The organism is Reticulibacter mediterranei (assembly GCF_016587455.1).
Map to the genome: position 1 here is coordinate 2,298,958 of NZ_BNJK01000001.1, position 14,653 is coordinate 2,313,610.

The window sequence follows — 14,653 nt, forward strand, 5'->3', positions numbered from 1 at the left end:
ACGTTCTACACCGTGATATTTTTCAGCGATCTTGACCTCTTTTCACCTCATAGTGGTACGCCGAAAAATGGCGAATAGATCAGCGCACCAACCACCTGAATCTGGCGCGTCCACGCAGCAGGACGACACCCGCCACGAGCGCCAGGGCAATCAGCGGTCCTGCATAGACGAGTTGATAGTAGAGGGGCCAGTTGTGGAGATAGTCGAAGAGGTAGCGCACAGGGGCAATACAGACAAAATACCAGGCAATACCGATTGCGACACCGGCGCTCTTCAGCCCATGCAGACGTGTCCAGAACGGCCCTATCAGCAGGACAATCCAGGGGAGTAGAGCCGTCGTATACCAGGGGAAGATATGGGTGGAAATGGAAAAGATAGCGGCAGTCAGGACAAGCGCTCCCGCCTCCACGCCGAGCTGCCTGCGCCACCGCCGCCAGATAATAACAAGCGAGACGCCACCCAGGACAACGAGATCAACAAGATAAATGAGAATCTGTGTCAGACTTTTATCGCTTCCTAGAGCGTTACAGAGCCAACTCACAAGCAGCGGCACGATACCAGCATCAGGCGTCTGCTCGCTGGCATAGGTGGCAAAGAAACCAAAAATACTGCCATGCCCCAGGATCAGATAGGGAACATATGCCAGCACAATAGTTGCAAAGCAGGTGATGAGCATAGCCCAATCGCGACGGCGCACAATCACCAATAGCAACAAAATGGGATAGAACTTGGTCAGTGTTGCCAGCGCGATCAAAAAGCCTGTCATAACGCGGTTCCCACGCCAGTTAGCAAACGAACAGGCAACGGCCAGCACAGAAAAGGTCAGCGTGATGACATCGAGATGGCCCTGCATGGCGAACTCAACGATGGGCAGAGGACACCACGCGTAAAGCACGCAGCGGCTCAGGTCGAGTCCACGCCTATGAAGCAGCCAGGCCAGGCCAGCACAGGTAACAAGGTCAAATACAATGAAAATACCTTTGAGGACCAGCAGGTTACTCGGCGCGATGAGATAGCTGAGCAAGTAAATGGCCTGAGCAGCAGGAGGGTAGATCGTTGGCACCTCGTGAAAGCGGCTGTTGTTATAAATCACATCTCGTAACGAGTCAAATACCGGGCTGTTTGGAGGATAGACGTATGGACTGTAGCCGTAGAGCGTGACGCGAGCATCCCATAGATAGCGCCAGGAATCACGGGAGAGATGGGGAAGCGCAGAAAGCAAAATCACACGCAAGATCAACGCACCTGCAATGATTAAGGTCAGTTCGAGCCAGCGCCAGCGCCGCGTCGGTGCAGGCGTTGCCAGCACAAGCAGGCTGGCGACCAGATAGGGAAGGTAGCTGAAAAGCCAGGGCGTCACAAACGAATAAAGGACGTTCAAAGTATTGCTGGGAGGAAGCTCGATATTGACCAGCACGACATTAAAGTAAATAGCTACAGCAAGGCAAACACTCAAAGCAACAAAACGCCACCACTGGCGCTTAGGAGTGGCTGAAACGGTCAGCTCCGATGAGGGGCGCAATACCTGTGTAATCGACATATACTCGTTACTTTCCTAGAGAAAAATAGTAGGGCAAGGATCATATCTATTACACGTAGCAACGAGGTGCTCTTTTGCAAGCAGCGAGGGGAAGATTTTCAGAAGATCTCAGGAGCAGAGCATCTCGAATATGGTAGGGGCGATGGCTGGTCCTCTCCTGTAAGCGCATCATACGGCCTGGGAAGCCAGGAGAGAACCAGCCATCGCCCCTACCATATTCAGGTCAGCCAGCAACCCAGATTTTGACGATAGCGTCGGTGCCAGCAGAGGCAATCTCTGTGCCATAGGGCGACCACGCCACCACGTTCACGCTCCCGTTATGCTCACGATAGGTAAACTGAGCGGTGCCGCGTTCAACATTCCAGATGCGTACAGTTCTATCCTCACTCCCCGAAGCAAGTGAACAGCCATCAGGCGACCAGGAGACGCTAAGAACTCTGGCAGTGTGACCCTTATAGGATGCGAGATGTTCGCCAGTTGTAGCATCCCATATATGCACCCGCTGATCTTCGTTTGCAGTAGCAATTTTTGTGCCATCGGGCGACCACGCCAGCGACCAGGCCCATTTCTCATGCTGATACGACATCTGCGTCTCGCCAGTCAGCGCCTCCCAGACACACATCATCCCTTCGCTATCCACCGAGGCCACCAGCCTGCCATCTGGAGACCATTTCACGTCCGATACCTCATCCTCATGCTCGCTATATTCACATATCATCTCCTGAGAATCGAAACGCCAGATATGCACAGACGAGTCAGCGGAGGCAATATATCTGCCATCGGGCGACCACGCGAGACCCTCTATGGAGGAGATATGTTCATCATAGGTGCAGATCTCGTCACCAGTTGCAGCATCCAGCACGACAACAACCGAATTGTCGCCACCAGAGGCAATATATTTCCCATCTGGCGACCAGCTAACTGAAACGACCTCGATCCCGTGCCCACGATACGTCATCTTTTCATCGCCATTCGATGCATTCCAGGACCGAACAATTCCAACGGCTTCTCTGGTTGTACGAAACCATTGCTTTTTCACGACTTCAACGTGGCTAACAGAAATCACAGCCGCGCCATCAGGCGACCAGGCCAGATCATTTACCTCAAACTCATGGCCTTTATATGTGAATATCGTTGTCCCTAAAGCTGTCATTCTATCCCCTTGTATCCAGACCTATCAGATGGTGTTATTTTCAACACTATAGACGATATGGAAGGAAACGAATGTGCCATCCAATCGTATATTATGCGATGAACTCTTGAACCAGGTGGTAGAATAGGAAGAGAAATTGACATGTATGATACCCTGTATACGCGTTCTATCAAGTACCATGTTTTTTGTTCGCTGCTAAATGAAGAGGAGGCATGATGTCACGGCAAGAAAGATCCATCTCACTGCCTCTGGTTGGCGCAATCCTGCTCTGTCTGCTTATTGGTCTATACATGATATGGAGGCGCACCTTGAATAATGCACAGGAAGATACAAATAACGCGAGTAGTATCGCAAAACATTCTGTAGAAACAAACCCCGAAGATGCACTTAAATACTGGACGGCGGATAAAATGCGCAATGCCCAACCCGCTGAAATGCCCAAAACAGATAAGTTGAAGCGAGGCAAAAAGCGTAAGCAGCAGCCTCCACACACGGCGCAAGCGCATCAGGCAGAGTGAAAGAGAGGGGAACAATGCCACAAAAGCCCAGGTTAATTCAGCTTCCCCTGGCAGGCAAGATCTTTCTTGTCGCGCTGGCTGGTGTCTACATCGTCTACCTGGTTACATTTGGGAAAACGCTCTTCCCTTCCGTCTTCACTTCCAGGGCCAGCATCAGTGAGCATGATGTCGAGGCCAGCCCAAACATCGTCCTCAAGCACTGGACGGCGGAAAATATGCGTAGTGCTATTGATGCCGATCAACTAGTTGACAACAGCGTCAATCTTGCGCAAACCAACGCCGATACAGCTCAGGGTCAGGCCGCCCAGCAGGAGGGCCACCCCCCTCAGAACGGAAACTCCGCCGATCCTCTCTCGACCGTTGGCAAGCTCTTTTTTAGCAACGCCTCCGGACAAAATATGGTCTGCTCCGGCACCGCCGTTACGAGCGCCAATCAGAGCGTTGTAGATACGGCTGGTCACTGCCTCTATTGGAACAGTGCGTGGGTACGAAACGTGATTTTCTGTCCACTTTACAAGAACGGCAACACGCCCTATGGCTGCTGGGCAGCTCGTGACCTGCTAGTTCCTTCGGAGTGGATCGATGCCGGTCCCAATGATCTGCACCGCGATTTTGGTATGGCTATCGTAGCCCCTAACGATCAGGGCAAGTTAACCGATGTAGTTGGAGGCTCTGGCTGGGCCTATAACCTCTCGGTCAACCAGAACTTCTACGCCTATGGTTATCCCGCTGCGTATCCCTTCGACGGGCAGACTCGCCAATCCTGCGAAAATCGTAGCAGTAGAAGCTGGCAGCATGCAGGTGGCCTGGTGATCTCCATTCCATGCAATATGACTGGTGGCTCCAGTGGTGGCCCCTGGTTTGTGCAGATCAACGGCAAACTGTACCTCAACGGCCATAACGATTTCACTAGTAGTATTCAGCCTGGACACATGTTCTCGCCCTACTACGACGATACCTGGTACGCCCTTTACGACAAAGCACAGCATACCTAAAAATACATACCAGAAGCTCGATCAGGCTTCCAACGCTTTGTCACACGTCCCGCAAGTCCAATCAAACCCATTTGTTGAGCTTGCGGGACAAACATGTTGTTTTGTATATTGATCGAAGAAAGCCAATCAAGGCTGTTTTTTTGTTGATAGATATACAACGAAGGCAGTAGTGCAGGAGTAGTTTATACATGCGATTAGGATTACAAGTCCCCAACTTTACCTGGCCCAACGGTCAGGGAGAGCTTGGTGAGACCTTTGGTTTGATTGCGCAACGGGCCGAACATGCTGGCCTCTACAGCCTGTGGGTCATGGACCACTTCTTTCAAATCCAAAATGTTGGTCCCGCTGAAAACGAGATGCTCGAAGGGTGGAGCGCGCTGGCCTTTGCCGCTGGTCACACCAATCACATCAAGCTTGGCACGATGGTAACAGGCGTGACCTATCGGTATCCAGGTCTGCTGGTCAAAACGGCAACCACGCTCGATGTCCTCTCACACGGACGCGCCTATTTTGGCGTCGGTGCCGCCTGGAACGAACAGGAGCATGCCGGTCTTGGCGTGCCATTTCCACCGCTGGGCGAGCGCTTCGAGCGATTGGAAGAGATGCTGCAAATCGCCCTGCAAATGTGGTCGGGAGATGAGAAAGCCTACGAGGGCAAACACTATCAACTTGCTCGCCCGCTCAACTCACCACAATCCATCCAGAAGCCGCACCCACCCATTCTGATTGGTGGAACTGGCGAGCGCAAAACGCTGCGGCTGGTGGCACAATATGGCGATGCCTGCAACATCTTCCTGCGCCTGGGCAAAGACGAGGTGAAACGCAAGCTGGATGTGTTGCGCGAACACTGCGATAAGCTGGGTCGCCCCTATGAGCAGATCGAGAAGACCACCCTCGACACAATCCGCCTTTCGCGCGATGGTCGCAACGGCACGCTCAGCCCCTCGGCGGCAATCGATCACTTCGCGGAACAGGCGGCGATAGGCATCGATCAGGCCATCTTCAATTCGCCCGATGTCACAAACCTGGAATTCTTTGATGTGCTGGCACAGATTATGCCAGAGGTCGAAAAGATCCCGGTCGCTGGTCGTGAGTAGAGAAAGCAGCAATAGAGATGAGCAAACGTACGGCTCTAAGCGAGGCTGAGGGTGCATTTGTACACAAGCAACGGGTCGCACGGCTCGCAACGGCAGACGAGAATGGGAGTCCGCATCTCATTCCCGTCTGCTACGCCTTCGATGGCACCTATTTCTACACACCGCTCGACGAGAAACCCAAACGTGTCACAGGAACACGCCTGCGCCGCGTTCGCAATATCGAAGCTCGCCACGAGGCCGCTCTGCTGATCGATCAGTATGACGATGATTGGTCGCGCTTAGGATATGTGCTTGTGCAGGGGAGAGCGGAACTGATCGAGCCGGAGCATCACTCACACGCCGGGGCGCTGGTCCTGCTGCGAGCGCGCTATATCCAGTATCACACAATGGCGCTGGAACAACTGCCGGTGATTATGATCACGCCCGAAAGCATAGCCTCCTGGGGACCGGCGATCACGGCTGGTTAGCTGATGTCTCGCTACTGAAAGAAGTTCTGAAATGTTTCAGCAACTCGGACAGAATACCCGCGATATTCCAGGCATCATCTCCCCCTCGATGATGCGTCCCCTCTAGAGGCAGTTGCATGATCCGCAGCGCCTCCGCCATTCCGGGTTCATAGCGTGTGGCATGCACCAGGGCAAAGAGCGTCTTGACATTCAAATGCCTGACGCCAAAAGGATATTCGATCTGGGACTCGCGACACTGCCGCTCGAAGACGCGCCGATCATAATCGCCATAGCTGGCCCAGACGCGCTCTTTTGAGGCATATTCTTGTCTGAGAATCGTACAGGCTTTTGTAAAGGACATTCCATGATCTACCATCTGCTGCGTTATGCTGGTGAGCTGCGTACAAAAGGGGCTGACGCGCGATCGTTGCGGCTTCACCAGCAAACTACGCTTCTCTACACGCTCGCCTGAAGCCACATCAAGCGTACAGAGTCCAATCTCAATGATCTCGCTTTCCTGATCCTCCGGTGCCGGTCCTTCCCAGCAGGTTGCCTCGACATCCACAATCAACACCTGATCCAATATTTTTCTTGGCACAACGCCCTCTTTTCTTACATACTCATTTCTTTCCACGGATCGCGCTTATCATAACAAATCCGATGGTACATTTTCTATAGGTTGAGGCAGCAAAATTTCTATGTCATAATGATAATAGATCATTTTATGCGCGATGAAAGGTTCCTTGTATGGAAGCAAAGAAAACGCCCGACAGTCCACGCATAGCCTTATTGCAACAGGCACTCATATCTAACGATGCAGCTGCACTGGCACCATTCTGGCAAGAAATTACAGAAAAAGGTACACCTCTGATTGAGCCAATTGAAAATGACGATACGCATCATCTGGTAACCTTTCTCTGGCGCGGCAAAGAAGATATACATAACGTGGTACTCTTCGGAGGCACCGTTGGCTGGGGCCACCCGGAGAAGAACCAGTTGACGCGCCTGCTAGATAGCGATCTCTGGTACAGGACGTACCGCCTGCGCAACGATTTACGTACGACTTATTTGCTGTCGCCAAACGATCCTTTAACCGAACTGAACAATGGGGCAGGAGATTATGGGACACGTATGTTGTCTGACCCGCTCAATCCTCGCCAGTTCATCTATAGCAAAGACGAAGAGCTTCCCGATGATCGAGATATTGCGGTGTCAATCCTGGAACTTCCTAACGCTCCTGCACAGCCCTGGATCACACCTCAACCAGATGTAGCCAGAGGGCATGTTGAGATACATCGCCTGCATAGTGATATTCTCAACAATGAGCGGCGTGTCTGGATCTACACACCACCTGGATACTCACCGATCGACGAACCATACAGTCTTTTCCTCGTATTTGACGGCCTCTCATACCAGGATGCCGTTCCCACTCCAACCATACTCGATAACCTGATCAATGCAGGCAAGATTCCTCCAATGGTAGCTGTTTTGCCTGATAGTATGGACCAGGATACACGCAACCGGGAATTGCCATGCCACGAACCCTTTGTTGAATTCCTGACCCGCGAACTTATGCCCTGGGCTCATAAACATTATCACGTCACCAGTAATCCAAAGCAAACGATTGTTGGAGGTTCAAGCTACGGTGGATTGGCCGCAGCATTTGTTGGCTTGCGGGCCTCAGAAGTCTTCGGCAACGTTCTATCACAGTCCGGCTCCTTCTGGTGGGATAGAGATCCAGAACTGGATATCTCACAGCAACAGCTCATTCAGCACTATGTAGCCAGCCCTCGTTTACCACTTCGTTTCTACCTGGAGGTCGGATTGCAGGAAAAGGGAGTAGCAGTTGAAATGATTTCCAGCAACCGGCACCTGCGCGATGTATTAATCCTCAAGGGCTACGAGGTACACTATTCTGAGTTCAACGGTGGACATGATTACATCTGCTGGCGAGGCTCATTAGCCGATGGATTAATCGCGCTGGTAGGTAAAAACTGAAAGAAAGGGCGGTAAGCTGATCTTACCGCCCTCCACTACTTCTTTTGCCGTACCTTCATCAGCGCCGCCACTTCTTGATCGAGAGGATCAGAGGAGGCCTGCAATGTGGCAGCGACCCGCTTTTGATCGTCTTTGGGCCGGTTCTGGCTCAATTTAAATTTCCCATCCAGGCTCATAATCTCCATCTCAAAACAGACGGTGCCACGCAACTTCTTCTCGACAAAATCCTGTGGCAAACCCGCAAATTGCCAGGGCCGCTCGAAACGCGACTCCGATTGCTGAGTCAGCGTCTCCATCAATGCGAGCATTTCCGCGACATCTTCTATGATACGTGGCCTGCCATAGACATGAACCGCTGTATAGTTCCAGGTGGGGACACTCAGCGGCTCATCGTACCAGGAGGGCGTGATGTAGGTATGTGGCCCCTGAAAAATCACCAGCGTTTCGGGAGCATCGGCAAACAAGCGCCACTGCGTATTGGCTCGCGCCATATGTGCTAGCAAGGTGCCATAGCTGCCTCTGGTTGTGTCGAGGATAAAGGGGAGATGCGCGGCAACAGGAACGCCATCCTGTTGAGAAACCAGGATACCAAAATTATTAGCTTGCATAAACGTCTGCAATTGGACAATATCATCTTCGCGGAAAGCCTTCGGAACGTACATAGTTGCCTCATTTCTGGAAAGGAACAATCACATATACGAGAAATAGTACCCAATGTGTGCCGATTTCACCACAGCCAATACAAAGGAAGTTCGCAGATTTGACTGGATAAGGGCTATACGGTCCCTCAAGCATATGTTATGCTTATCTCTGCAATGGAGAACTACGTAGAGAAGCATCGTTATTCACAATATTAAATGAATCATGAACAGCATCTATAAATATCCACGCACCTATCATATTGAAGGATCGGGTATACAACGGGGAGATGAAGATCTCGCCGTCATCCCGTTGCGCGAATTTGCAGGTAGGCATCTAGTCGTAGAAGAGAAGATGGATGGAGCCAACTGTGCGGTGAGCTTCGATAGCAACGGGCAGCTGCTCTTGCAGAGTCGAGGCCACTATCTCACGGGCGGTCCACGCGAAAAGCAGTTTCATCTCTTCAAAACCTGGGCCAGCAGATATACGCTGGAGCTATGGGAGACGCTGACAGATCGCTATATCATGTATGGCGAGTGGCTGTACGCCAAACACACCGTGTTCTATACCGACCTGCCGCACTACTTCATGGAGTTCGATATCCTCGACAAAACCAGCGGCGAATTTCTCAGCACGGCTAGAAGAGGCGAACTGCTTGCACGGGTTCCCTTCGTCGTTTCGGTCAAAGTACTCCATGAGGGTACAATACACTCCCTTCAAGAATTGAGAGCGCTGCTCAGCTATTCGTACTTCATCAGCGACGATCATCTAGAGCGTCTGCGCACGCTCTGTCAGCAGAAGGGGTTGGATGCCGCGCAAGTGCTGAGAGAGACAGCGCCCGAGACGCTGATGGAAGGACTGTATATCAAAGTTGAGGAAGAAGGAGTCGTCAAGGAGCGCTACAAATACGTGCGCCCGGGCTTCCTCCAGGCTATTATTAGTTCCGAAAGCCACTGGATGGATCGTCCCCTTGTGCCAAACTGTCTAAAAGCTGGCGTCACACTGTTTTAACAAAGCGAAATAGCCATGAAAGAACCAAATATCAAAGCAATATGGTCTTTTCCCTTTTGCCCCACGCCCCCGCAGTGGACGATGCGTTGGGATGATATCGAGGCGCAATTCTCATGGATACGCGCGATGGATGGCGTTCCACAAAGTCCCATCTACCACGCAGAGGGCAACGTCTTGATTCACACGCGTATGGTGGCGCAGGCAATGGTCGAACTGGCAGAGTGGCGCGGGTTAGCAAAAGAGCAACGGATGCATCTCTTCGCCTCCGCGCTACTGCACGATGTCGCCAAGCCGCAATGCACAACTACTGAAGCCGATGGGCATATCAGCTCAAGAGGGCATGCACGCAAGGGAGAGCTACAGGCCCGCCACCTGCTCTGGAAGGGACTGGAGCTAGACCCGGCCCCTTTACAAATGCGAGAGTATATCGCCCGGTTAGTGCGCTGGCATGGCCTGCCGCTGCAATTTCTCGATAAGCCTGAACCTGAGCGTATGGTAATTGCCGCCAGCCAGAACGTGCGCATGGATCATCTCGCATTATTAGCTGAGGCCGATGTGCGCGGCAGGATATGTGCAGATCAGGAAGAGTTGCTGGCGCGCGTGACGCTATTTCGAGAATTTTGTCAGGAGTTGGCCTGTTATGATGCTCCCCGCGCCTTCCCGGACAATCACAGTCGCTTCGTCTACTTTCATAGCGAGCAGGGCTATCCCGATTACGCCGCCTATGACGATACCAGCTTTGAAGTCGTCATGCTATCGGGTCTGCCCGGAGCGGGCAAAGATACCTGGCTCCACGAACATCTACCAGGGTGGCCGATCATTGCATTGGACCAGATACGCGCCGAATTGAAGATCGGTCCCGAAGAAAATCAGGGACGCGTCATCCAGGTAGCCAGGGAACGGGCCAGAGAATTGATGCGCCAGCAGCGCTCGTTTGCCTGGAACGCAACCAATATCACGAAAATGTTGCGGCAACAACTGATCGATTTTTTTGTCGGCTACGGAGCGCGTGTACGGCTCGTCTACCTTGATGTGCCATTTGCTACCCTCTTGAAGAGAAATCAAGAGCGCCAGGCCAGCCTACCTGAAACAGTCATTCACAAGCTGGCAAGCAAACTGGAAGTGCCTGATGTGACAGAGGCGCATAGTGTTGAGTGGGTAGAGCAGGATGTTTAAAAATAAAAGGATGCACCCATGAATTGAGTACATCCTTTGCATGCTTCTGGGGGCAACCAGCGGCCCCCAGAAATTTCTATGCTGTCAGACCAACCTTACCAATTGGGATAGTTGGTCTGTGCATATGAGCCAGGGCGTGTGGTTGCGTCATAGGCTCCAAAGCGGCGCAAGACATCTTTGACAGCTTGCTCCTGTCCAGATGCGTTGACTGTAACGATAGTACGTCCCGCCTCGAACTCACCTTGGTAGTACCGGGCTTCCTCTTCAGAAACGCCCATGCTGGTTAAGGCTCCAACGATACCGCCGGTCGCGGCCCCAACCACTACGCCGCCAAGCGTGGCCGCCAGAATACCGCCAGCTATCGCCGGACCAACACCAGGAATGAGCAAGGACGCGGCAGCACCGATAATCCCACCAGCAACACCACCGCTGGCAGCACCAACAGCCGCACGTTCAGCTGTTTCGCCTGGTGTGACCGTACCAGAAGTTCCACGTGCATCGCGTACCACATAGCCAATCTGATCGTCGGTAAATCCAAGACGGCGTAATTCGGTTACGGCCTGCTCAGCCTGCACACGATCAGCAAAAACGCCAACAACGGTTGAACGTGGGTTCATAGTCATTAGAGAGACTCCTTCCTACAGGTCGTGTTGAGATGATGTCTTCCTGTTATGTTCAAAATCAAAAACACACACAGGACAACCTCGCCACGTCTCTCTCCCTCTCATCTGAGACTTCAGAACGAAAGGAAGGCTAATGAAACTTTCCGTTCCATATCTCGTTTGTGGACTCCCTATATATACGGAGCAAGCAATCAGATGGTGACTCAACCGTAGATATTTCTCTATCAAGCAAAAGAAACAACTATTAGAATTTTGCGTGAAAGAGGTTAATAAAATTGTGGATACGCCAGTTGTCAGGGCAGGCGCTTTGTGGATTGGAGCGCCTCGACAAAGCGCTGAAAGCCCATTGCATCGGCGCGCGCACGAATGCGCCGAAAACCCTCACCGTACACAGGATCGCTGTTGCGTTCGATGCTGGCGGCGTGATGACGACCTTCTGGCGTATTCAACCCGCTGTAGTAACGGTAGGAGAGCAGTTCGCAGAAGCCCTCTTCGGCCCAGGATGGGAGATCTTGAATGCCCTGCACAATTAGCCAGACGTGACCCAGTTCATGAACGGTCACACCCTGGAAGAGCGTTGCGGGCAACCCCAGCAAAACCGCCACGCCAGTTACTTCAGAACGTACCACGCGCCCATCGAGCGAATAGGTCTTGCTCATCGTCGCCCCGAGGGAATGGTTCTGGCCGCGCTCGCTCAGATAGTACGCCAATTTCTCTCGGCCACATAGCTCCAACGTCAAAGGGAGGCTATTATAGCGCAATCCCTGACTGCCAACCCACTGGATCAGCTTCTTGAAGATCGGGCGAGCCTCCTCTGCGGATTCAATAGCGGTGCCGCGACAAACCGCACAACGTATCTCCTCGCCACTCCTGCCAGTTTCCTGCTCCTGGGGAGGAACCAGCCTCCCACAATAGGAACAGTGAGGAAACTGATGCTGATGCTCTTTACAAAAACGCGTTCCCCAATGGTCAATCAGATATTCTTCCACCAGGGGCCGCCCACAATAGGCACAACGGGGCGCGATGGCCTGGTTATAGCACTCGACGTGATATGGTTGGCCCTGATACAACTGAAAATGTATTCCATTGATGGGACGACCACAGGCGGCACAGACAAAATGCTCAGGATGCCAGCAAGCATCCATTGCAGTGAGATAGTTACCTGAAATCGGTTGTCCGCACCCTTTGCAAACAGGCTGCGCTGGCATATGTTTCGTTACGCTCTCCGCACGTCATAGGTGTAATATTCGTAGCTTCCCGTCTCTTTGAAGCCGCATGATTGATAGAGTGAGAGGGCATTTTTGTTATCGGTCGCTACCTCAAGCGAGACGCGCTTGCGCCCCGTCGCCAGAATCTCCTGAAGCGTTTTTGCCAGGATTTGACGACCATAACCACGACCACGATATCCGGGAAGCACAGCAAACCCGTAAATAAATGCCTCATCTTTATCAAGCGAAACATCAAGCTTCCCTATATATACGTCATCAAGAAGCGCAACGTAGTAACGACGAGAGGTATCCTGCAATTTTTGCTCTGAATACCAGTCCACCTCAGCCTCAGACATATCGAAGCCAACAGCCGTGATATGTGCCAGCACAGGACCATCCTCTGGTTTTGCCAACCGGAACTGCAAGCGCTCGTCAAATTTGCCAGGTATCCGAGCTTCTTTCAAAACCATTTTATACTCAGAGTGATGATAACGCATGCCATAGGCTTTAGCAAACGCTAGACCGGCTTTATAGGCATGGCCGATGATAAAGAGAATCTGCGGCAGCTCCCTCTTGCGACACTCCTCCTCAGCTGCCTTAAAGAGTGTGGTAAAAATCCCTTTGCGGCGGTAGCGTGGATGCACCATACCGCTACTTTCAGCCTCTCTGGAATTAAAACTAAACAAGGCAAGATAGCCAACGAGTACACCATTTTCATAGTACAGGAAATCGTTCGTCTCGTTTTGAGGCCGCACACGTAACGTCGTCCAGTTCAATTTCAGATCCGACTTATCATGCTTGTTACATATATTAGCGAGTTGCTCAATCTCGGCGAGTTCTGTCTGTGACAGGCCCAGGCTTTTCACCAGCCCTTGCTTCGCATCTGTATCCATACTGATCCTCAGATGATCAAAAACGACCACAATTTTAACTGATACATTTTCCTGCTCAAGAGTATACCGCTATTTTTTGTTACAAGCAAAGATAGCAACACAGTTACAGAAATCAGGCTATAGTATTCTACACCAAAAGCAACAAAATCCGGGCGAGAAGATTTTCGCCCGGCTATAGAAATCATCTCGACAGACATACTGAAATTGCTTTTAAACGAAAAGAGTGGCTGTAACTGAAAAGATAGAGGGAAGATAGTCGGCAATTATCTTCCAGCTCTCGCCACTATCGCTACTGACGAACAATTGTCCCGTATCGGTGCCTACATAGACGCCACACGGATTCAACATATCCGTGCATAACGCGTGGCGCAACACTTTGAGGCGAACGCCCGGCCCACCAGGGAGACCATTAGTAAGCGTTTCCCAGGTCTCGCCTGCATTGCACGTGCGATAGACTGTGAATTGATTGCCGATATTACGACGGATTTTGGGATCGGTGACGACCGCAAATAGCGTCTCCGGGTGATGTTGATCCAGGGCAAGTGGGAAGCCAAAGCCAGAGGGGAGATTGCCGCGAATGTCAATCCAGGTCTCGCCTGCATTGACGCTTTTAAAAATGCTACGACGATCCTGACGATAGAGAGTATCAGGCTGCGTCGGATGCTGGATCAGGCGATGGCTCCCCAGGCCAATCTCTTGCTGCTCTTGATCGAGATTGAGCGTGAGCCAGCTTTGCCCGCCGTCGTCGGTGCGCAAGCAACCACCACCAGAGATAGCAACCCACATGCGAGAGCGGTTGGTGGGATCGGCGATAATGCTATGCAGGCTGGTTCCGGCCAATCCGGGCGACCAGCGCGCATAATCTGGGTGAGACAGCAGTGCCTCATTGACCTCCCAGGTCTCACCATGATCCGTGCTGATCCAGAGCGAGGCCGGATCGGTTCCGGCATAGAGGACACCGGGTTCATCTGGGCGACCCGGCTCAATGACCCAGATATCGTTGAGCTTGTGCGTCCCGCCCTGTGGAAACTGAATGCCCTGGCGCGGCTCGTACCAGCTTTGTCCAAAATCGTCGCTATAGCGCACAAACGAGCCGAAAAAATCGCCGTTATCGGCTACAAAGAGCCGGTAGTCGTTGCGAGCATCAAACGTGGCGTGATAAATGCGCGAGGGCAACGTCTCTAGCTTTGTGGCCTCGATTTGCCAGCGCTGCCGATCCTGAGATGTGACGAGAAACAGGCCACGCCGTGTCCCAACCACCAGCATGATCGTTCCAACCGGGAACCTTTTGTGAGGTACCATAATGCCCCTTTCTCCCTGAGTAAAATAAAAATGGTAGAGTGTGACGATTGTTTC

Annotated in this window: 15 protein-coding genes; 7 read left to right on the plus strand and 8 right to left on the minus strand. The window is 52.1% G+C overall.

Annotation, left to right across the window (positions count from 1 at the left end; all coding sequences use genetic code 11):
* Positions 1–79: 79 nt before the first annotated feature.
* Positions 80–1,540, minus strand: a complete 1,461-nt coding sequence (locus K3T83_RS09840; protein WP_220202794.1) for a glycosyltransferase family 87 protein — start codon at positions 1,538–1,540, stop codon at positions 80–82.
* Between the two features lie 223 nt (positions 1,541–1,763).
* Entirely contained in the window at positions 1,764–2,693 is a 930-nt protein-coding gene (locus K3T83_RS09845; RefSeq protein ID WP_220202795.1) for a WD40 repeat domain-containing protein, read from the minus strand.
* Between the two features lie 212 nt (positions 2,694–2,905).
* Between K3T83_RS09845 and K3T83_RS09850 the strand changes: the two genes are divergently transcribed.
* The 4 genes from K3T83_RS09850 to K3T83_RS09865 all read left to right on the plus strand — a co-directional run bounded on the left by K3T83_RS09850 (position 2,906) and on the right by K3T83_RS09865 (position 5,770).
* The gene (locus K3T83_RS09850) at positions 2,906–3,211 is read left to right on the plus strand and encodes a hypothetical protein (RefSeq protein WP_220202796.1); all 306 of its coding nucleotides are present in this window, start codon (positions 2,906–2,908) and stop codon (positions 3,209–3,211) included.
* Between the two features lie 14 nt (positions 3,212–3,225).
* Positions 3,226–4,206, plus strand: coding sequence for a trypsin-like serine peptidase (locus tag K3T83_RS09855; protein WP_220202797.1), 981 nt, complete (start codon positions 3,226–3,228; stop codon positions 4,204–4,206).
* A 188-nt stretch (positions 4,207–4,394) separates the two neighbouring features.
* Positions 4,395–5,303: an LLM class F420-dependent oxidoreductase gene (locus K3T83_RS09860; RefSeq protein ID WP_220202798.1), complete on the plus strand. Its 909-nt coding sequence runs from the start codon at positions 4,395–4,397 to the stop codon at positions 5,301–5,303.
* Positions 5,304–5,320: 17 nt separating this feature from the next.
* Positions 5,321–5,770 carry a TIGR03668 family PPOX class F420-dependent oxidoreductase gene (locus K3T83_RS09865; RefSeq protein WP_220202799.1) on the plus strand — a complete coding sequence of 150 codons (450 nt, stop codon included), beginning with the start codon at positions 5,321–5,323 and terminating at the stop codon, positions 5,768–5,770.
* Here the strand turns inward: K3T83_RS09865 and K3T83_RS09870 are convergent.
* The gene (locus K3T83_RS09870) at positions 5,757–6,347 is read right to left on the minus strand and encodes a 3'-5' exonuclease (protein ID WP_220202800.1); all 591 of its coding nucleotides are present in this window, start codon (positions 6,345–6,347) and stop codon (positions 5,757–5,759) included. The two genes, K3T83_RS09865 and K3T83_RS09870, sit on opposite strands and share 14 nt — an antisense overlap.
* A 149-nt stretch (positions 6,348–6,496) precedes the next feature.
* Here K3T83_RS09870 and fes point away from each other — a divergent pair, with 149 nt between their 5' ends.
* Entirely contained in the window at positions 6,497–7,747 is a 1,251-nt protein-coding gene (fes, locus tag K3T83_RS09875; protein WP_220202801.1) for an enterochelin esterase, read from the plus strand.
* A gap of 35 nt (positions 7,748–7,782) precedes the next feature.
* Here the strand turns inward: fes and K3T83_RS09880 are convergent, their stop codons facing one another.
* Complete coding sequence (locus K3T83_RS09880; RefSeq protein ID WP_220202802.1) at positions 7,783–8,409, minus strand: FMN-binding negative transcriptional regulator; 627 nt, start codon at positions 8,407–8,409, stop codon at positions 7,783–7,785.
* Between the two features lie 202 nt (positions 8,410–8,611).
* Between K3T83_RS09880 and K3T83_RS09885 the strand changes: the two genes are divergently transcribed.
* Both K3T83_RS09885 and K3T83_RS09890 read left to right on the plus strand, forming a co-directional pair.
* A complete protein-coding gene (locus tag K3T83_RS09885; RefSeq protein ID WP_220202803.1) occupies positions 8,612–9,397 on the plus strand; it encodes an RNA ligase family protein in 786 nt (261 codons plus the stop codon).
* A gap of 15 nt (positions 9,398–9,412) precedes the next feature.
* Positions 9,413–10,573: an AAA family ATPase gene (locus tag K3T83_RS09890; RefSeq protein WP_220202804.1), complete on the plus strand. Its 1,161-nt coding sequence runs from the start codon at positions 9,413–9,415 to the stop codon at positions 10,571–10,573.
* Positions 10,574–10,668: 95 nt separating this feature from the next.
* Here the strand turns inward: K3T83_RS09890 and K3T83_RS09895 are convergent, their stop codons facing one another.
* The 4 genes from K3T83_RS09895 to K3T83_RS09910 form a co-directional block, all read right to left on the minus strand.
* Positions 10,669–11,196 carry a general stress protein gene (locus K3T83_RS09895; RefSeq protein WP_220202805.1) on the minus strand — a complete coding sequence of 176 codons (528 nt, stop codon included), beginning with the start codon at positions 11,194–11,196 and terminating at the stop codon, positions 10,669–10,671.
* Positions 11,197–11,489: 293 nt separating this feature from the next.
* Positions 11,490–12,404, minus strand: a complete 915-nt coding sequence (locus K3T83_RS09900) for a protein DA1 (RefSeq protein ID WP_220202806.1) — start codon at positions 12,402–12,404, stop codon at positions 11,490–11,492.
* Between the two features lie 8 nt (positions 12,405–12,412).
* Positions 12,413–13,297, minus strand: coding sequence for a GNAT family N-acetyltransferase (locus K3T83_RS09905; RefSeq protein ID WP_220202807.1), 885 nt, complete (start codon positions 13,295–13,297; stop codon positions 12,413–12,415).
* Positions 13,298–13,507: 210 nt separating this feature from the next.
* Positions 13,508–14,599, minus strand: a complete 1,092-nt coding sequence (locus K3T83_RS09910; RefSeq protein WP_220202808.1) for a WD40/YVTN/BNR-like repeat-containing protein — start codon at positions 14,597–14,599, stop codon at positions 13,508–13,510.
* Positions 14,600–14,653: the final 54 nt, after the last annotated feature.